Genomic DNA, 17,789 nt, shown 5'->3' with positions numbered 1-17,789 from the left:
ATGATTAAAAGAAAAATAACAAATCTAAAAGATATTGAGTTTACACCATTTGATAACTATGGAGCAGTTGTGCCTGGGATGAGTTGGCATAAAATTAGCTATAGTAGAGAAAACGGCGGACAAGGAACTTATGTTTTAAAAATGGAACCAGGTGCAAAAAGTCTACCTCACGAACATAAGGGTTTTGAGGAATTTTTAATGTTAGATGGGGAATTAACAGATCCAGATGGAAAAATTTTTAAAAAGGGTGATTTTATATCTTTTGAACCAGGATCAAAACATTCATCACACACAATAAATGGTTGCTTGGTTTTAGTCTTCATGAGAGGTATTAATCAACCCTTGTAAAATGAGCACAAAACAAATTTTTAACAATATTAAAAAGTATTAATAATTATGATTGGTATATTAGGAGGAATGGGAACACAGGCTGGGCTTGATTTTTGCAACAAACTTGCAATGCTTAATAGAGGTAAGATTGATCAAGAATACCCTCTTTTCATGCTTTACAATAAATCTAATATACCTGGAAGACCAGAGTCAATTGGCGTTCAAACTAAAAGGTTTACAGACCTTCCTAGAAATTTAAAAAATAATTTAAAATATAATAAGGTTCTTAAAAGCTTACTCGAAGGTTGTAGATCACTAGAGAAAAGTGGTTGTAAGTTTATTGTCATACCCTGTAACACTGCTCATTATTGGTATGAAGATTTAAAAAAGAAAATAAGAATTCCAATAGTAAATATGCCTAAAGAAGTTTTTTTATATACTAAAAAAATTTATAAAAAGAATTCAAAAATTGGGCTTCTTGCAACAGAGGGCACTTTAAAAACAAAAATTTATGAAAAATTATTTAAGAATGAATATAAATTGATTACACCTCTTCAAGATCTGCAAATTAAATCTGTTAATAAAACTATCAAACATGTCAAAATGGGTAATATAAAATTAGCTGAAAAATCTATTAAACCTGCAATAAATTATTTAATCAAAAATAATTGTAAAAAAATTATATTAGGTTGTACAGAATTGCCTATAGCAATTTTTGCATTTAAATCATTGAAAAATGTAAAAATGTCAAAACTATATTTAGATCCAAATTTAATATTAGCCAATGCAGCTATGGTAAAATATAGAAAATAAGTAATGCTTTCTAAAATAAAAAAACCCTATGTTATTTATTTAGCTGAAGTCATTTATAAAGATATAGCTAATATTAAAAAAAATAATTTAGATATTTCTAACATAGATGCCATTGAGGGTTTTATAGGTACAACAAAATATGAAGAAATAAGCAGTGGTAAGTTCCATGATGATTGGTTTGATTATTTAAAAGATAACAAATTTATTGATAAAGATAGTGGAGAAAAAATACCAGATGAAACCATTAAACTTTTAAACGTACAAAAGGATGCCACTATAAAACAGCTAATAAAGTACCCTGACTTATATTACGCTAAAAGCTCCTTCCCACTTGAAATTTCTCAGCGTGCATTTGATTTTTTATGGCGTATGTGTGAGAGTTATGAGCTTTGGTGTAGAGAAACAGGTCAGTCTGAACAACTTTTATTGAATATTATTGATTAGCTAGGTTCAAGATATTGCTTTTTTTTTCAATTTTATCTTTAACCAACACAAAAAATTCATCATGAATTTCTTCTTCTTTAACTGTGGTATTCTTACTGTCTAAAAAACTTTTAACATTTTCGGTTGGTGTTTTTCCTGTCATTTTTTTTATAGTTTTACTAGATCCGTAAGACAATCCAGCTTGGTATATATTTCCAGTACTAGCAACGGTTATAGCTGGTCCTAAGAATGCTGTATTTTGCAAACATCCAGTCAGAAAACACATGGCAAATACGCTAATAGTTATTTTTTTTATAATCATTTATACCTCTTAAGTTTTGTTTATGCATTTTTATGAGCAACTCAAGGTAAAATATACTCATTTTGGTTAATAATAACTAAAAATGACTATAAATTTACCTTATAAGAAAAAAATGATTAAAGTTTACCCATTCATCTTTATTATTTTATGGTCCTCAGCTTTTGTGACAACAAAGCCAATAATAGACAATAGTGATCCCTTTTCAGCATTAGCCTTTAGATTTTTTGTTGTAGCTTTTGGTTTTTATATTTTTTCAATTTATACAAAAAAAAAAATTTTTACAAATTGCAGAAACCTTCTGCAGTCACTTTTTAGTGGCGTGCTTTTTCATGGTGTTTATTTGGGAGGTGTTTTTTATTCAGTTTCAATAGGAATGCCAACAGGTATTGCTGCATTAATTGTAACCTTGCAGCCAATTTTAACTAATGCTTTAGCAGGAAAATTCTTGGGTGAAAAAGTTACTTTCAAACAATGGCTTGGGGTGGTCCTTGGATTTATTGGTGCTGCTTTAGTTTTAGGTTTTGATATTGGATCAAGCCTTCCTGTTTTGGGAGTGATAGCTTCTTTTATAGCTCTGTTAGCTATTACAACTTCTACCTTGTGGCAAAAAAAAATAAGCAATGATTTACCTTTGTCTGTCAGCAATATGTATCAAGCAATAGGTGGCTGTTCTTTTCACATAATAATTATTTTAATTTTTAGTGAACCTTATATTAATTTTACATCCACATTCTTAATAGCAATGAGTCACCAGATATTTCTTGTATCTTTTGGAGCATTTACAATCTTAATGTTTTTAATCAAAAACAACTCAGCAAGTAAAACTGTTTCTATATTTTTTTTAATACCACCAACTACAGCAATAATGGCTTGGTTATTTTTAAATGAAAAATTAAATAATCTAGATCTAATTGGTTTTGCTGTAGCAACTCTTGGTGTTTATATTGCTACCAGAAAATAAGCTAAACTAATTGGTTATAAAATTTTGCAAAAAACTTTGCTATTGGTTTTTTCTGTTTATCAACCATCTTAACAGAAATCATTTTAGAGTCCACACTGGATATATGATACAATTTATATTTATCAATAACCAAAAATTTCATTTCAATTAATTTTTGTAACTTTCTTATAACAGTTGTTATGGAAAATTGAGTTATATCAGAAATGGTCATTGCATTAACCCCTTTGGTTTTAAAAATTTTATTATTTGATCCTATTAATATTAAAAAAGGCGATAAAACTAAAATTTTATATTAAATTTTTATCCACATTCAAATAGTTATCACTAACATTTCTATAATGTTTTTTTAAATTTATAGATAAATTAAAAAATAATAACACGCTTGCAATACTTTGAATAATTGTACACGTAAATAATTGAAAAAAAAATTTAAAAAATTTAATTGAAACATTAGACAATCTTAAGCTCTCAATAGTTAAAACAAAAAAATATAATATTAAAGGAAAAAAATAAATAATTTTAATACTTGTGAAAATTGGAAGAAATAACAATCCAATTAAATAAATTATAAACATCGGATTAATTAGAAAATCAAATCTAAATGTTTTATGTGTATAAGCGCTTCCTAGCTTTATTTCTTCTTTTAGAAAAATTCTTCTAAAATATGATTTTATAGCAACAGTTGACTGCATTCCTCTGTCATATCTTTCAATCAGAAAACCTTTGAAATATCTATCAAAATGATAAGCATGAATCTTTGGAGAATAGTATAACTTATAACCTTTGGCTATAATTCTATTATATAAATCGGTATCTTCACCAGTGTATAGTTCCTCATCCATTCCATTCATTTCCAAATATTTTTTTCTTTCCATAAAAAGATTACATGAACAAAGTTCTATTATATACATCTCGCTTAAAATATTTTTTCTATGATTCCTAAAACCTGAAATTAAAAAAGATTTTTTCAATAAACCTACATCTTTTTGATCTTTTGTCTCAAGAGGTGGTGAAGTGTCAGGTCCACCCACTGCATAGATTAATGGATCTTTTTCTAGACAAATTATGGCATTTATTATCCAATCTTGTGTAGCAGGAAAAGAGTCACTATCAAAAAAAGCAACATATTTAGTTTGACATTTTTTTACAGCAATATTTCTTTTTTTGCTCATTGTCATACCTGGTGGTACAATCATATATTCAACATTTTTGTATTTATTATAAACTTGATTTTCAATATCATCAGTTACTATAATTATATTTGGATTGGTTTTTAACTTTAAACATTCATCTAATGAAATACTTAAAATGGGAGAGTTTTTTATTGCTGGAATTATTATTGTTGTATCACTCACAACTTTGGTTTCAATATATTAGCTACAATACTTGCAGTATACTTGGGGCTTGAAATCAAATTATATGTAAAAATACATTCCCAGTGACAATTACATTTGGTTTTTTTTATCCATTTTCTTGTTTCAACACCTTTTGTATCATTCCATAGCTTCATAAAATCAAAATTATAATCTTTTAAATTTCCAAGAGCTTTATCTTTGTCTAAGATTTCACAGGGAAGAACATTGCCATCAGATGTAACGACTCCAAAAATTGAACCTGCAACACAATTAGTGTAAAATTTAGGTTTTAAATAAGAGTCTGCAATCATTTTATATTGATATTTATTTTTTTCATTGATAACTTTTCCTTCAAGATCAAAATTTGAAAAACCTCTTATTTTTCCTTTATCAACATTATCCACATTTTTATTTGTAATTTTTTTATATGCCTCAATAAGCGCTACTTTGCTTTCTGTTGGTACATCATAAACCCCCTCGTTTCTGACAACTATAGGGTTGATAGTTTCAATTTTATGTTGGTTAGTTAAATATTCATATACTTCTTCTATTTCATTAAAATTGTCTTCTGAAATTGTTAAGTTACAAGTTGAAATACAGTTTTTATAGCTATTTTTTACAATATTATATGACTCTATTGTTCTATCAAATAAACCGGGTATTTTTCTAATTTCATTATGCCTTTCAGGAAAAGAGTCTATTGAAAATTGAAAAACAAATTTAGTAGTTGGATATTTTGAGCAAACATTTTCTAAAAACTTTGCAACTTTTTTTGGATAACTTCCATTAGTACTAATTACTATTGATGATAGGTCACAATTCTCAATAAAATTAGATACAATTTGATCAAAATCAGATCTTAGAAATGGTTCTCCACCCGTAAAATTTATATGATGTAAGGAATTTTTTAAACTAACAGACATAGTTTTATAGTCTTCTACTGATATTTCATTTTCTTTTTGTTGACCTTTTGCATCACGGTCAAAATCAATAAAGCAAAATGAACATCTTGCATTACATCTTTCAGTTAGAAAGATAATTAAGCTTACTGGTTGATTTTTTTTTAAATATATATTTTTTAATAATCTTAATTTATTTTTCATTTCTTTTAATAAGCTATAATACTATAATTAGAAATAGACATTAATAAATATCAGAAATTAATAATCTAGAAAAAATATAATTTTGATGAATTTTACTTTAAAATTGATACATCTAAATTGTTAATAGGCTCTTTTATGGGCTCTTTAGAGGGATTTAGTCTCATTCCAGTTGGTATTATAGTCTGAGGCATAGGAGTAAACTTAAATCCCTTTATAACCAAACTCTAAGCATGCATCGGTAATAGAATGATAAAAAAACTCTCCAAAACTTCTCAGAGTAAATATTCTAACTTTGTCTGGATTATCATCAAACATATCGATTGTGACCGACATTCCGTTATAAGTTGAATTTAGACAAGTATCTTTTTTTAATTCATTAAAATTAAAAGGGCATCCTTTTTTTAATATTTCTTTTGTATTTTTTCCCTCCATTTGAATTATTGCTCTACTATGAGATACATTTGTTATAGCAAAATCTGTTTCTACTAGTTTCTCATTAATTTCTTTTAAAATTTCTTTTTTTGAAGAAACTAAAAGCCAGTTATTTGGGCCATTCCATAAAATTCTTGTATTAATGTTGCTGCTTATATTTAAAGTTTCATTTTTTAGGCTCAGATTGTCTATCTTAATATTTTCAATGGCTGTTAAGGAGTTTTTATATTTAACAATTTGAATAATTAGAAAATCACTTAATTCACTTACTTTTAAGAGCTCATTATCATTTTTTCCCACATGGTCACCAAATAGTCCTTTGTTGTGGGTGGCATTTAAAGCAGAAATTGAGCTCATGATCTTACCCTTTCACCTTTTGGATCTACATAATGTGATGAAACTATCTCTACAGGTATTGTTTTATTTTTTAAAGGTGACATTGCAAATAGTTTTTGGCCAATCATATTTTTTCCATCCTTAAGTATTGCTAATGAAAATGGATTATCATATTCAACACTCCAACAAGATGCAGAAATATACCCTAATTTAGGATTTGGTATTGGAGCCATTGAATCTTTAACCAAATGAGATCCTTCAGGGATACTTGTTTTCTTATCAATTGGAACAACACCTACTACTTTTTGTCTATCTTCTGCTATAAATGCTTTTCTATCTAAAGAACGTTTTCCTATAAAGTCTTTCTTTTTACTAACAAGACCTTCTAAAGAATTATCGTAAGGAATGGTTCTACCATCAAGTTCTGATCCTGCAATATGACCCATTTCTATTCTTAGAGTTGATAATGCTTCAGTGCCGTAAGGTTGAATTTTAAATTCTTGTCCTACTTCCATTATTTTCTCCCACATAAAGTTTCCATTGTCGGATTCGACATTAACTTCATAAGCAAGTTCTCCTGAAAATGAAATTCTAAAAATTCGTGCATGTACTCCAAATAAATCAGCTTCTTTATATCCCATAAAAGGTAAGCCTTCGTTAGAAGTGTCAATATTTGGAAATAGCTTTTGTAATAAATCTCTAGATTTTGGTCCTGCGATTGCTGCTCCAGCCCATTGCTCTGTAGTTGAAACCACATTTACATTTAGCTCTGGCCATACAAGTTGTAAATAATATTCTAGATGAGACAAAACATTTGCTGCTTGTGCTGTGGTTGTTGTCATATGATAATGATTTTCAGAAATTCTTGTTGTTGTTCCATCATCCATAACAATTCCATCTTCTCTTAGCATTACACCATACCTTGCTTTACCAACGGGCAATTTTAACCAAGCATTAGTATAAACTCTATTTAGTAGTTCTGCAGCATCAGGTCCCTTAATATCAATTTTACCCAAAGTAGTTACGTCACAAACCCCTACATTTTTTCTAACGTTTTTAGCTTCTCTTTTTGAACCTTCAAATAAAGTTTCTTCTCCAATTTTGTAATATCTTGGTCTCAACCAAACACCTGCATCTACAAACACTGCATTATTTTTTTCATGCCAAGTGTGCATTGGAGATTTTCTTGTTGGTTTAGAATGTTTACCAATTTCTCTTCCAACAATCGCACCAATGGTAACTGGTGTATATGGGGGTCTAAAAGTTGTATGACCTACCTCTGGTACTATTTTGTTTTCTATATTTGATACTAGTTGCAAACCATTGAGATTACTTGTTTTTCCCTGATCAGTGGCCATTCCAAGTGTCGTGTATCTCTTTACATGCTCTATAGATCGATAACCCTCTTTAAGTGCAATTTCTATATCAGAAACTGCTACATCATTTTGAAAATCTAAAAACCTTTTATATGTTTTTCCTTTAGGCAAAGGTACGCACCAAAATTTATCATGTGTAGTTGATTTTTTCTCCATAACTGTTGGTGATGATGTTTTATTATCATTATTAGTTATTTTTTTTGAAAGTTCGTATCCACTTTCAAATGATTTTTTTAAAGTTTCTTCTAATGTAAAAGTTCCATTTGCAGCACCTAATGTTGTTTCATTTTGTTTTGATATTCCAGGCACAAATGCATCTATATCTTTATTAAAAGTAGTTTTATTGCCTGATTGAGAAGCTAAGTGTATTGTTGGTGTCCAAAATCCTGAAACACAAATACAATCACAATTAATATTTTCTAAAGTTCCTAATTCATTTTTATCATCTGAGATTTTAGCAACCTCTGCAGATTTAACTTTTTTATATCCTTTAGCCGCAACAACTACATAAGAAAATTTAATTTGGATATCTAATTTTTTTGCTTCATCTATTATTTCTGACTTAGGTTCTTTTCTTGTGTCTAAAATAATAGGATCAACACCATTTTTTTTAAATTCTATAGCCGTTTCATATCCACTATCATTATTTGTAAAAATTAAAGGTTTTTTACCAACTAACACTCCATAAACTTTTAAATATTCTTTTGCTGCAGAAGACAGCATCACTCCTGGTGTATCATTATTTCCAAATACCAAAGGTCTTTCAATTGACCCTGATGAGATTAAAACTTCTTTTGCTCTAATGTACCAAAGTCTTTGTTTTGGATTGTATTTTTTAGTTTTAGGTAAGTGGTCACTTAATTTTTCTGACATCACTAACATATTATGATCGTAGTAACCAAATACTTGAGATCTGTTTTTAACAATAACATTAGGCATTTCTTTAAGTTCAGAAATAATATTGTCTGCCCATTCTTTTCCTGTTTGATTTCCAATATTAACTTCGCTAGTTAACAAAGTTCCACCATATCTAGGTTTATCTTCTGCTAAAATTACTCTTGCTCCATTTTTAGCAGCAGCATAAGCGCTTGCTAAGCCAGAAGGTCCCGATCCTGCAATTAGTAAATCACAATACTCATATTTGTGTTCGTATCTTTCCTTGTCATGTTCAATTGATGCAACTCCAAGTCCTGCCGCTTTTCTTATAAATGGTTCATAAACTTTGTACCAAAAACTTTTTGGCCACATAAAAGTTTTGTAATAAAATCCTGCTGGAAGAAATATTTTTAATAAATTGTTGATAGCACCAATATCAAAATTAACACTTGGCCAACAATTAACACTTGTTGCTTCCAAGCCTTCAAATAGCTCTTGCTCTGTAGCTTTTACATTTGGCTCAGTTTCATTATTTCTGTATAATTGAACAATCGCGTATGGTTCATCCACTCCTGCGCCAAAAAACCCTCTAGGTCTATGATATTTAAAGCTTCTTCCTATTAAATGAACTCCATTAGCAAGCAACGCTGAAGCTAAGGTATCTCCCTCATAACCAAAATAAGTTACTCCATTAAACTTAAATGAGATTTTTTTATCTCTGTTTATTAATCCAACATTATCTAGTCTATAATTTTGAGTCATTTAAATATATTCGTTAGCTTTAACTGTTTTAAATATTTCGTGCGTTGCCGTGTCTCTTTCTACTTTAATCCACTGTCTGCATCCTGATATATGTTGCCATAGTTCTTTGTGTTTTCCTCTTAAACTTTTTCTATTGTAGACAAAGTTATCCCAATCTTGATCTGAAACTTCCTTATTAAGCTCTGGTCTTTTAACAGTTGCATCACCACCATATGAGAATTCATTTTGAGATCTCATCCCACAGTGAGGGCATTTAATATGAAGCATTTATGAGATCCATGTTTTGGTTCCAAGTCCTTTTTCATCTAGTAAGTGACCTGTATTAAATCTACTTAAACTATATCCGGCATTTAATTTATGAACTCTATCTTGAGCAATTGTATGCGCAAATGTCCATCCTGATGCAGGTGTTGCTTTAAATCCACCATAACACCATCCGCAGTTTAAATATAATCCTTCAATATGAGTTTTATCTATTATGGGCGAACCATCCATAGACATATCCATTATCCCACCCCAAGTTCTAAGCATTTTTAATTTACTAAGGAAAGGCATCATGGCAATTCCCTCTGTTAAAACATGTTGAAGGGTTGGAAGGTTTCCTCTTTGTGCATAACTATTATAGCCATCCAAATCTCCACCCATTACCATCTCACCTTTATCCGACTGACTAATATAAAAGTGTCCTGCACCAAAAGTTACAACTCTATCTAAAACAGGTTTAACAGGTTCTGAAACACAAGCTTGCAAAAGATGTGTCTCAACTGGTATCGTCATGTTTAATTTTTCTGCTAAAATATTTGTACTGCCTGCAACGCATAGTCCAATTTTTTTTACTTTAATATCACCACGAGAAGTTCTAACTCCTTGAATTTTTCCACCGACAAGATCAAAACCTGTGACTTCACAATTTTGAATTATATCTACACCCATTGAATCTGCTTGACGCGCATAACCCCATGCAACAGCATCATGCCTTGCCGTTCCAGCACTTGGTTGCATCAATGCACCAAATATAGGAAATCTCACATTGTCTGAAAAGTCAGCCATTGGAATAATTTCTTTTACCTCTTCTCTATTTAATAAAACTGCATCGATACCATTTAATCGCATCGAGTTTCCTCTTCTTGCATAAATATTCATTTGAGCATCAGAGTGAGCAAGGTTAATAATTCCTCTTGGAGAAAACATTACATTATAATTTAAATCCTGGCTCATTCGTCTCCACAAATCCATTCCAAACTCACTGAACAAAGCATTATCGTCATGCATGTAGTTTGATCTAATGATTGTGGTATTTCTTCCAACATTTCCACCCCCTATCCAACCCTTTTCAATAATAGCAACATTCGTGATATTGTGCTCTTTTGCTAAATAATAAGCAGTTGCTAGGCCGTGGCCACCACCACCAATTATAACAACATCATATTCTTTTTTAGGAGTAGGATCTTTCCAAGCTAAATCCCAATTTTGATGACCTGAGAAAGCATTTTTGATCAGATTAAATATAGAATATTTTTGCATAAAATAATTTTATACAAACGAATATAAATAGTTCTTATTTTTTTTATATATATTTTTTAGAAGTTTCAAAAATTCATAAAAGAAGATATGAATCCCACAAAAGAAATTTAAATTTATAGGAGTTTTAATGAGCGAAGTTAAGTCAGACATTCAGATAGCTAGAGAAGCTAAAATGCAACCTATAAATGATATTTTAGCAAAAATAAATGTTCCTGATGAAAGCTCAGCTTTTAGTCCGATGGGAAGACATATTGCAAAGATTAATTTAGAATATTTAGACACGCTAAAAGATAAACCAAATGGAAAACTTATACTAGTTACAGCTATCACTCCTACTCCTGCAGGTGAGGGAAAAACTACAACTTCCGTTGGTTTAAATGATGGTCTAAACAAAATTGGAAAAAAATCTATTGTTTGTTTAAGAGAACCAAGCCTTGGTCCCTCTTTTGGAATGAAAGGTGGGGCAGCTGGTGGTGGTTATGCTCAAGTAGTTCCAATGGAACAAATTAATTTACATTTTACTGGAGATTTTCACGCAATAACATCAGCTCATAATTTATTATCAGCATTAATTGATAATCATATCTACTGGGGAAATAAATTAGATATCGATGTTAGAAGAATTGTTTGGAAAAGAGTAATGGATATGAACGATCGTTCTTTAAGATCCATAAATATAAACTTAGGTGGAGTTGCAAATGGTTTTCCAAGAGAAGATGGTTTTGATATAACTGTTGCCTCTGAAATCATGGCAATCTTTTGTTTATCAAATGATTTAGAAGATTTAGAAAAGAGAATAGGAAATATAACAATAGCCTATACTAGAGATAAAAAACCTGTTTATGCTAAAGACTTAAAAGCACAAGGTCCAATGACTGTATTATTAAAGGATGCAATTAGACCTAACGTTACTCAAACTTTAGAAAATAATCCTGCAATTATTCATGGTGGTCCTTTTGCAAATATTGCCCATGGTTGTAATTCTGTAATTGCAACAAAAACTGGACTAAAACTTGCTGACTATGTTGTTACAGAAGCAGGATTTGGTGCGGATCTTGGTGCGGAAAAATTTCTTGATATTAAATGCAGAAAATCAGATTTAAAACCTAGCTGCGTTGTAATTGTTGCAACTATTAGAGCTTTAAAAATGCATGGTGGTGTAGCAAAAGATGCTCTTAAAACAGAAAACGTAGAAGCCTTAAAAAAAGGTTTAATTAACCTTCAAAGACACGTGGAAAATGTAAAGAAATTTGATTTACCAGTTGCAGTAGCTGTTAATCATTTTATTAAAGATACAGATAACGAAGTAAAAGCTTTGATAGAATTTTGTGATACTATTGGGGTTAAAGCAAGTCTCTGTACTCATTGGGCAAATGGTGGTGAAGGTGCAAAAGAACTTGCAAGTCATGTTGCTGAATTATGTGAGAAAAATGAAGACAAATTTAAATTCTTATATGAGAGTAAAACTCCTTTATTTAAAAAAATAGAAACAATTGCAAAAGAAATTTATAGAGCAGATAAAGTTATTGCTGATACCAAAATTAGAGATCAGTTAAAAAGCTTTGAAGAAGCTGGTTATGGAGATTTCCCAATTTGTATAGCAAAAACACAATATAGCTTTTCAACAGACCCAAGCTTAAAAGGTGCACCAACAGGTCATGCTTTGCCAATCAGAGAAATTAAACTCTCTTCAGGAGCAGAGTTTATTGTTGTAATATGCGGTGCTGTTATGACTATGCCTGGACTACCAAGGGTTCCAGCTGCAAACTCGATCAAACTAAATAAAGATGGAGAAATTGAAGGTCTGTTTTAAAATTAGTTACGTATATAATTAATCCAGTTTCTAACTTCACATGTTCTATTATTAAAATCTAATAGTTCATTTTGAGATTTTATGTATGAGATATGGCTTTCATATTCTTCTTCACTTAAAAAATTTTTACTTTTAAACAATCGCTCTTTACGACCAGCAATAAGTTTGAGCATTTGAGAGTACTCATAATCAGGATGATATTGTAAGCCAATAATTTCAGAATTTCCTACATTAAAGGTAACACCCATTACATTGTTAACTTTATCACTTGATAAAAGAATAGCATTCTTTGGCAATTCAGTTACTTCATCAAAGTTAAACGCTGGTGATGTAAAAATTTGTTTTTTATTTTTGTATATAAAATGTTTCTCACCTTCATTGTTAATAATTACATCTGATGCAATTCCAATATGGGCACCTTTTTTTCCAGGGTTTACTTTACCCCCAACTGCTACTGAGCAGACTTGTAACCCCCAACAAATAGCTAAAATCCTCTTTTTTTGATTAAAACAATTAGATGCAAAATTGATATGTTTCTTAATTACATCCGTCATATCATTTATTCTCATTGCACCACCGGTAAACACAATGCCATTATATTTACTCATATCTTTTAGAGCATTTGTTGTCTCATCATCATGACCAGGATTTATAATTTCTGTAATTACAGATGGTTCTATTTTTAAAATTAGATTTTTTAAATTATCTGCTGCAGAGGCACCAGCTGCTTTAATAAAAAACTCACTATCTTCTCTAATATTTCCTTCAACAATTAAAATATTTAAATTACTCATTTAAACAATTCACCAGTCACACTGTGCTGGTACATTATCCTCATATCATCTTCTGTTAATTTTTTAGGATTTCCTCCAGTAGATGGATCTGCTAATGCCATTTTTGATAATCTATCAAGATCAAAATCTTTTTCATCAATCACTTCTGATAGTTTATGAGGCATATCAAGTTTTTTTCTTAAATCTAAAACCCAGTTAACAAAACCATCAAAAGATCTATCTTTAAGTTCTAAATAATCACAAATTTTAATTATCTTCTCTTCGATAACATCTTTATTAAATGTTAAAACATAAGGCATGAATATTGCATTCGATAAACCGTGATGAATATTATTTAAAGCATTTACTGGATGGCTTAATGAATGAATTGCACCTAAGCCTTTTTGAAATGCAGTTGAGCCCATACTGGCTGCTGTTAACATATTCATTCTTGCTTCAATATTAGATCCATTATTAACAGCTTCTAATAGCCACTTATTAATTAATCTCATTCCTTCTAAAGCAATTCCATCTGCCATTGGATGATAACCTGGTGCACAATAAGCTTCTAAATTATGAGCTAGTGCATCCATTCCAGTTGCTGCAGTCATTTTTGATGGTAACCCAACTGTTAAAACTGGATCTAAAATAACTATTGATGGTAAAAATTTTGGATGAAAAATAATATTTTTTACGCCTGTTTCTTGATTTAATATTACTGACGCTCTGCCAGTTTCAGAACCAGTGCCTGCAGTAGTAGGTACTGCAATAATGGGAGCAATTTTATCTGAATTGGCTTTAGTCCAATTATCTCCAACATCTTCGAAATCCCAAATAGGTAGATTTTGACCTGACATAAAAGCAACAGCTTTACCAACATCTAAACCACTACCACCTCCAAATGCAATAATACCATCACAATTGTTTTTTTTATAACTATCAACACCTTCATTAACATTTGTGCCAGTTGGATTACCAACTACATTTGAATATAATGCAGCAAAAATTCCACCCTCTTTTAAAATTGACAAGGTATTTTTAACAATATCAGATTGAGCTAATCCATTGTCAGTAACAAGTAATGGTTTGTTAATATCTAAATTTTTACATGCTAGAGCAATGTCATTAATTCTATTTTCACCTACCCACATTGTTGTGGGGTAATTCCAGTTGTATTTATGCATATTATTGTTTAATGTTTTTAAAATTTAATATTGTATATCACCTTCTAAAATAATTTTAACTGAAATATTTATGCAAAAAACAATTACACCTATTGATAATACTCTTTATATCGAAAGAAATTATGATGGAGATAAAATAGAAGAAACTATTAGGGGCTCAATGAAAGCTCAAAAAGTGTGGGCTGATCTAGATATTAAAGAAAGAGTAAAGCTGTTAACAAGTTTTGTTGAAGATTTTTTATCAAGAAGCGATCTGATTTGTGAAGAACTAAGTAGACAAATTGGTAGACCTATTTCTCAAGCGGCTGGTGAATTAAAAGGATTTAAAGAAAGAGCTAATTACATGCTATCTATTGCAGAAAAGAAATTAGCAGATATTGATGTAGCAAAAGATGATAATTTTAAAAGTTATATAAAAAGAAAAGCTCTTGGAGTTGTATTTGTAATAGCACCTTGGAACTATCCATACCTTGTTGCGGTAAACTCTATAATACCAGCAATGGCAGCAGGTAATTCTGTTATTTTAAAACATTCTGCTCAAACTCCTTTATGTGCTGAACAACTTTACAAATCAGCTAAAAAAATTCTTCCTGAGGATGTTTTTAATTATTTACATTTAAACCATGAAGATAGTTTAAAAATTGTTTCTGATAAGCGAGTTAATTTTGTCTCTTTCACTGGTTCAGTAAAAGCTGGTTATGATGTTCAAAAAGCAACCCAGAATAAATTTATTGATATGACTTTAGAGCTAGGTGGTAAAGACCCTGCTTATGCTAGGTATGATTGTGACTTAGAAAAAACAGTTGAAAACTTGGTTGATGGATCTTTTTTTAATTCAGGTCAATCATGTTGTGGAATAGAAAGAATTTATGTTGATGAAAAAATTTATAATAATTTTTTAGAATTGTTTGTTTCAAAAACTTATAATTACAAGCTTGGAAACCCTTTAGAAAAAGAAACCAACTTAGGTCCTGTGGTTAAACTATCTGCTGCTGATTTTATTTTACAACAAATGAACTCTGCAATTAATAAAGGTGCTAAAAAAATGATTGATGAAAATAAATTTACATTTTCAAAAGAACATAAAAATTATTTAATTCCTCAGGTTTTAACAAATGTCACTCATGATATGAGTTTTATGACTGAAGAAACTTTTGGACCTTGTGTTGGAATAATTAAAATTAAAGATGAAAGTGAAGCTATTAAATTAATGAATGATAGTCCATATGGTTTGACAGCTTCTATTTGGACAAAAGATATTGAGATTGCAGAAAAAATTGGTAATCAGGTTGAAACAGGCACTTTCTATATGAACCGATGTGATTACCTTGATCCAGCATTATCTTGGACTGGTGTTAAAGAAACTGGAAAAGGCTGCTCATTATCAGAAGTTGCTTATGAAAAATTAACTTCACCCAAAAGCTTTCACCTAAGAAAAGAACAATAAAATGAAATTAGATTTTAAAGGTAAAGCTGCTGTAATCACTGGCGCTAGTGGTGGCATGGGCTTAGAGATTTCAAAAAAACTATCCCAAAACAATATTTCAGTTTTAATGTTAGATTTAAAAAGTCCTAGTAAAGATTTTTTAGATAATAATAGAAAATGTGAATTTGAAAAAGTTGATGTAACTAATTTTAAAAAATTGAAATCATATATCGATAATTTTTACAAAAAACACCGAAGAATAGACTACTTAGTTAATACAACTGGTGTTCTTTGGTTTGATAAAGATGTCTCAGCGGTCAATATAAACCCTAATGTATGGGATAAAGTTTTTGAAATAAATCTAAAATCTATGATGTATCTTTCAAAAATTATTGTGCCTAGAATGATTAAAAACAAATTTGGTTCAATGGTGCATATATCTTCCATTGATGCGTTATCTGGTGATGACAAACCTCAAGATGCCTATGGTGCTTCAAAAGCAGCAATGATTAGACTTTCAAAGTCTTTTGCCATTCAATTTGCATCAAATAAAATTAGATCAAATATTATTTTACCAGGTCCAATAAATACTGAAATGCAGATTAGATGGAAAAAAAATCCTAATGCAAAAAAAAATTTAGAAAAATTTATTCCATTAAATAAAGTGGGTAAACCTGAAGATATTTCAAATGCTTCTTTATTCCTATTAAGTGATCAAGCAAGTTATATTACTGGAACTGAATTGATTGTTGATGGAGGTCTTACGGCTAAGCCGTAATTATTAACTTTAGGCGCCTCTTTCTTGAGGCGCCTAAAAAATATTTATTATCTGTAAGGGTATCCAGCTTTTTCCATTGTGCTTGCATACAACTTAAATGCATCCACAACTTTTTTAGCTCTTGGACTAATACTTGAAGTCTCATCCCAGAATGCTTTAGAGTCGTTTACAACTTTAGCCCATTCATTATCAGGAAGACTTGTTAGTTCCATTTTTTTCCCATTAACACGAAGATCAGCTTCTCCACCCCAATACCAAACTTGTCTATAATAATGAGAGTCATTAATAGACATTCTGTAAAGTGCTTGAAGTTTTGGACTTAATTTGTCCCAAGCTTTTTGATTAGCAAAGTACGATCCAAACCATGCTCCTGTAACAGAGTTAGTTAGCGCATACTTACAGATATCAGCCCAACCCACTTCATATGCCTCAGTAAATCCGCACCAAGCAACACCATCTAGTTCTCCGGTTTGCATAGCAACCTCAACATCATCCCAAGGAACCGTAACTGGTATTAGGCCATATTGAGCTAAGAATTTTCCAGCAGTAGGTACACCAAAAACTCTTAAGCCCTTCATGTCTGCTAAAGAAGTAACTTTTTTCTTCACAGTGAAAAGATGGCAAGGGTCCCAAGCACTTGTACTTAACCATTTAACACCTTTGACTTCACTATATGCTTCATCCCAAATTTCATTTAAACCATAATATTTAAATAAAGCTGGAACATCTAAGCTATATCTGGTTGCAAATGGAAAATACCCTCCAAACACAGAGATATCAACGGGTGATCCCATTGTAGCATCATCACTTTGTACAGCATCTAAAGTACCTGCTTGCATGGCTCTAAATAGTTCATCAGTAGGAACTAATTGATCGGCATAATACAGTTCAATTTCCATTTCACCATAAGCTGCTTTGTTAAAAGCTTCTATTTGAGGCTTTATAACATGTGCACCAAGTGGGGCTCCAGAATACGTTTGTAGCCTCCATTTGATTGGGTTTGATGCAGAATAAGCATAAGGTGCTTTAACAACACTTGCTCCTGCTACACCAAAAGTTAACAAGCCAGCTTTCTTAATAAACGATCGCCTTTTATTTGTTATTATTTTTTTTTCTTTTTTCATTAACTCTCCCTGTTAGTTAAAAAGTATTTGTAAAGCTTATTATAAAAAAAATTATGATTAAACTAAAAAATGAATTAT

18 protein-coding genes are annotated in these 17,789 nt (G+C 30.6%); 7 read left to right on the top strand and 11 right to left on the bottom strand.

The genetic code is table 11. From position 1 onward, the window contains the following. The 3 genes from ABXT61_RS01795 to ABXT61_RS01785 are packed head-to-tail and all read left to right on the top strand — an operon-like array spanning position 1 to position 1,587. Positions 1-348, top strand: coding sequence for a cupin domain-containing protein (locus tag ABXT61_RS01795; protein ID WP_415315608.1), 348 nt, complete (start codon positions 1-3; stop codon positions 346-348). Positions 349-396: 48 nt separating this feature from the next. Continuing rightward, positions 397-1,143 (top strand): aspartate/glutamate racemase family protein, encoded by a 747-nt coding sequence (locus ABXT61_RS01790; RefSeq protein WP_415315607.1) that lies wholly within the window; start codon positions 397-399, stop codon positions 1,141-1,143. A 3-nt stretch (positions 1,144-1,146) separates the two neighbouring features. Next, positions 1,147-1,587, top strand: a complete 441-nt coding sequence (locus ABXT61_RS01785) for a hypothetical protein (RefSeq protein WP_415315606.1) — start codon at positions 1,147-1,149, stop codon at positions 1,585-1,587. Here the strand turns inward: ABXT61_RS01785 and ABXT61_RS01780 are convergent. Beyond that, a complete protein-coding gene (locus ABXT61_RS01780) occupies positions 1,577-1,852 on the bottom strand; it encodes a hypothetical protein (RefSeq protein ID WP_415315605.1) in 276 nt (91 codons plus the stop codon). The two genes, ABXT61_RS01785 and ABXT61_RS01780, sit on opposite strands and share 11 nt — an antisense overlap. A 148-nt stretch (positions 1,853-2,000) precedes the next feature. On the opposite strand from ABXT61_RS01780, the gene ABXT61_RS01775 reads away from it, so the two are divergent. After that, the gene (locus ABXT61_RS01775; RefSeq protein ID WP_415315933.1) at positions 2,001-2,849 is read left to right on the top strand and encodes a DMT family transporter; all 849 of its coding nucleotides are present in this window, start codon (positions 2,001-2,003) and stop codon (positions 2,847-2,849) included. Position 2,850: 1 nt separating this feature from the next. On the opposite strand, the gene ABXT61_RS01770 is transcribed toward ABXT61_RS01775, so the two are convergent. From ABXT61_RS01770 to ABXT61_RS01740, 7 genes are all read right to left on the bottom strand, one after another. Continuing rightward, complete coding sequence (locus tag ABXT61_RS01770; RefSeq protein WP_415315604.1) at positions 2,851-3,060, bottom strand: hypothetical protein; 210 nt, start codon at positions 3,058-3,060, stop codon at positions 2,851-2,853. Positions 3,061-3,136: 76 nt separating this feature from the next. After that, positions 3,137-4,204, bottom strand: coding sequence for a glycosyltransferase (locus ABXT61_RS01765; protein WP_415315603.1), 1,068 nt, complete (start codon positions 4,202-4,204; stop codon positions 3,137-3,139). After that, the gene (locus ABXT61_RS01760) at positions 4,201-5,307 is read right to left on the bottom strand and encodes a radical SAM/SPASM domain-containing protein (protein WP_415315602.1); all 1,107 of its coding nucleotides are present in this window, start codon (positions 5,305-5,307) and stop codon (positions 4,201-4,203) included. Before ABXT61_RS01760 ends, ABXT61_RS01765 begins: the two co-directional genes overlap by 4 nt. A gap of 201 nt (positions 5,308-5,508) precedes the next feature. Continuing rightward, positions 5,509-6,096: a sarcosine oxidase subunit gamma family protein gene (locus ABXT61_RS01755; RefSeq protein WP_415315601.1), complete on the bottom strand. Its 588-nt coding sequence runs from the start codon at positions 6,094-6,096 to the stop codon at positions 5,509-5,511. Next, a complete protein-coding gene (locus ABXT61_RS01750; protein ID WP_415315600.1) occupies positions 6,093-9,089 on the bottom strand; it encodes a sarcosine oxidase subunit alpha family protein in 2,997 nt (998 codons plus the stop codon). Before ABXT61_RS01750 ends, ABXT61_RS01755 begins: the two co-directional genes overlap by 4 nt. Continuing rightward, positions 9,090-9,356: a sarcosine oxidase subunit delta gene (locus ABXT61_RS01745; protein ID WP_415315599.1), complete on the bottom strand. Its 267-nt coding sequence runs from the start codon at positions 9,354-9,356 to the stop codon at positions 9,090-9,092. Further along, on the bottom strand, positions 9,357-10,613 hold the full coding sequence (locus ABXT61_RS01740; RefSeq protein WP_415315598.1) for a sarcosine oxidase subunit beta family protein: 1,257 nt from the start codon (positions 10,611-10,613) through the stop codon (positions 9,357-9,359). It abuts the gene before it with no gap. Between the two features lie 127 nt (positions 10,614-10,740). Between ABXT61_RS01740 and ABXT61_RS01735 the strand changes: the two genes are divergently transcribed. Further along, positions 10,741-12,426 (top strand): formate--tetrahydrofolate ligase, encoded by a 1,686-nt coding sequence (locus ABXT61_RS01735; protein ID WP_415315597.1) that lies wholly within the window; start codon positions 10,741-10,743, stop codon positions 12,424-12,426. A gap of 2 nt (positions 12,427-12,428) precedes the next feature. Here ABXT61_RS01735 and ABXT61_RS01730 read toward each other — a convergent pair whose 3' ends face one another. Both ABXT61_RS01730 and ABXT61_RS01725 read right to left on the bottom strand, forming a co-directional pair. Continuing rightward, on the bottom strand, positions 12,429-13,220 hold the full coding sequence (locus ABXT61_RS01730; RefSeq protein WP_415315596.1) for a type 1 glutamine amidotransferase: 792 nt from the start codon (positions 13,218-13,220) through the stop codon (positions 12,429-12,431). Then, on the bottom strand, positions 13,217-14,383 hold the full coding sequence (locus tag ABXT61_RS01725; RefSeq protein ID WP_415315595.1) for an iron-containing alcohol dehydrogenase: 1,167 nt from the start codon (positions 14,381-14,383) through the stop codon (positions 13,217-13,219). The genes ABXT61_RS01730 and ABXT61_RS01725 overlap by 4 nt, the downstream gene beginning before the upstream one ends. Before the next feature lie 70 nt (positions 14,384-14,453). On the opposite strand from ABXT61_RS01725, the gene ABXT61_RS01720 reads away from it, so the two are divergent. Both ABXT61_RS01720 and ABXT61_RS01715 read left to right on the top strand, forming a co-directional pair. Then, entirely contained in the window at positions 14,454-15,830 is a 1,377-nt protein-coding gene (locus tag ABXT61_RS01720; RefSeq protein WP_415315594.1) for an aldehyde dehydrogenase family protein, read from the top strand. A gap of 1 nt (position 15,831) precedes the next feature. Further along, entirely contained in the window at positions 15,832-16,587 is a 756-nt protein-coding gene (locus ABXT61_RS01715; protein WP_415315593.1) for an SDR family NAD(P)-dependent oxidoreductase, read from the top strand. 47 nt (positions 16,588-16,634) lie between these two features. On the opposite strand, the gene dctP is transcribed toward ABXT61_RS01715, so the two are convergent. Further along, on the bottom strand, positions 16,635-17,711 hold the full coding sequence (gene dctP / locus ABXT61_RS01710; RefSeq protein ID WP_415315592.1) for a TRAP transporter substrate-binding protein DctP: 1,077 nt from the start codon (positions 17,709-17,711) through the stop codon (positions 16,635-16,637). Between the last annotated feature and the right edge of the window lie 78 nt (positions 17,712-17,789).

Source organism: Candidatus Pelagibacter sp. Uisw_137 (assembly GCF_047720245.1).
In the GTDB taxonomy this organism is placed as follows: domain Bacteria; phylum Pseudomonadota; class Alphaproteobacteria; order Pelagibacterales; family Pelagibacteraceae; genus Pelagibacter.
This window is presented reverse-complemented; position numbering and strand designations above follow the sequence as displayed.

Excerpts from the sequence above, each read along its gene's own strand:
- ABXT61_RS01795 (WP_415315608.1), top strand. The coding sequence starts at position 1 with ATGATTAAAAGAAAAATAACAAATCTAAAAGATATTGAGTTTACACCA.
- ABXT61_RS01790 (WP_415315607.1), top strand. The coding sequence starts at position 397 with ATGATTGGTATATTAGGAGGAATGGGAACACAGGCTGGGCTTGATTTT.
- ABXT61_RS01785 (WP_415315606.1), top strand. The coding sequence starts at position 1,147 with ATGCTTTCTAAAATAAAAAAACCCTATGTTATTTATTTAGCTGAAGTC.
- ABXT61_RS01780 (WP_415315605.1), bottom strand. The coding sequence starts at position 1,852 with ATGTGTTTTCTGACTGGATGTTTGCAAAATACAGCATTCTTAGGACCA.
- ABXT61_RS01775 (WP_415315933.1), top strand. The coding sequence starts at position 2,001 with ATGATTAAAGTTTACCCATTCATCTTTATTATTTTATGGTCCTCAGCT.
- ABXT61_RS01770 (WP_415315604.1), bottom strand. The coding sequence starts at position 3,060 with ATGACCATTTCTGATATAACTCAATTTTCCATAACAACTGTTATAAGA.
- ABXT61_RS01760 (WP_415315602.1), bottom strand. The coding sequence starts at position 5,307 with ATGAAAAATAAATTAAGATTATTAAAAAATATATATTTAAAAAAAAAT.
- ABXT61_RS01755 (WP_415315601.1), bottom strand. The coding sequence starts at position 6,096 with ATGAGCTCAATTTCTGCTTTAAATGCCACCCACAACAAAGGACTATTT.
- ABXT61_RS01750 (WP_415315600.1), bottom strand. The coding sequence starts at position 9,089 with ATGACTCAAAATTATAGACTAGATAATGTTGGATTAATAAACAGAGAT.
- ABXT61_RS01745 (WP_415315599.1), bottom strand. The coding sequence starts at position 9,356 with ATGCTTCATATTAAATGCCCTCACTGTGGGATGAGATCTCAAAATGAA.
- ABXT61_RS01740 (WP_415315598.1), bottom strand. The coding sequence starts at position 10,613 with ATGCAAAAATATTCTATATTTAATCTGATCAAAAATGCTTTCTCAGGT.
- ABXT61_RS01735 (WP_415315597.1), top strand. The coding sequence starts at position 10,741 with ATGAGCGAAGTTAAGTCAGACATTCAGATAGCTAGAGAAGCTAAAATG.
- ABXT61_RS01730 (WP_415315596.1), bottom strand. The coding sequence starts at position 13,220 with ATGAGTAATTTAAATATTTTAATTGTTGAAGGAAATATTAGAGAAGAT.
- ABXT61_RS01725 (WP_415315595.1), bottom strand. The coding sequence starts at position 14,383 with ATGCATAAATACAACTGGAATTACCCCACAACAATGTGGGTAGGTGAA.
- ABXT61_RS01720 (WP_415315594.1), top strand. The coding sequence starts at position 14,454 with ATGCAAAAAACAATTACACCTATTGATAATACTCTTTATATCGAAAGA.
- ABXT61_RS01715 (WP_415315593.1), top strand. The coding sequence starts at position 15,832 with ATGAAATTAGATTTTAAAGGTAAAGCTGCTGTAATCACTGGCGCTAGT.
- dctP (WP_415315592.1), bottom strand. The coding sequence starts at position 17,711 with ATGAAAAAAGAAAAAAAAATAATAACAAATAAAAGGCGATCGTTTATT.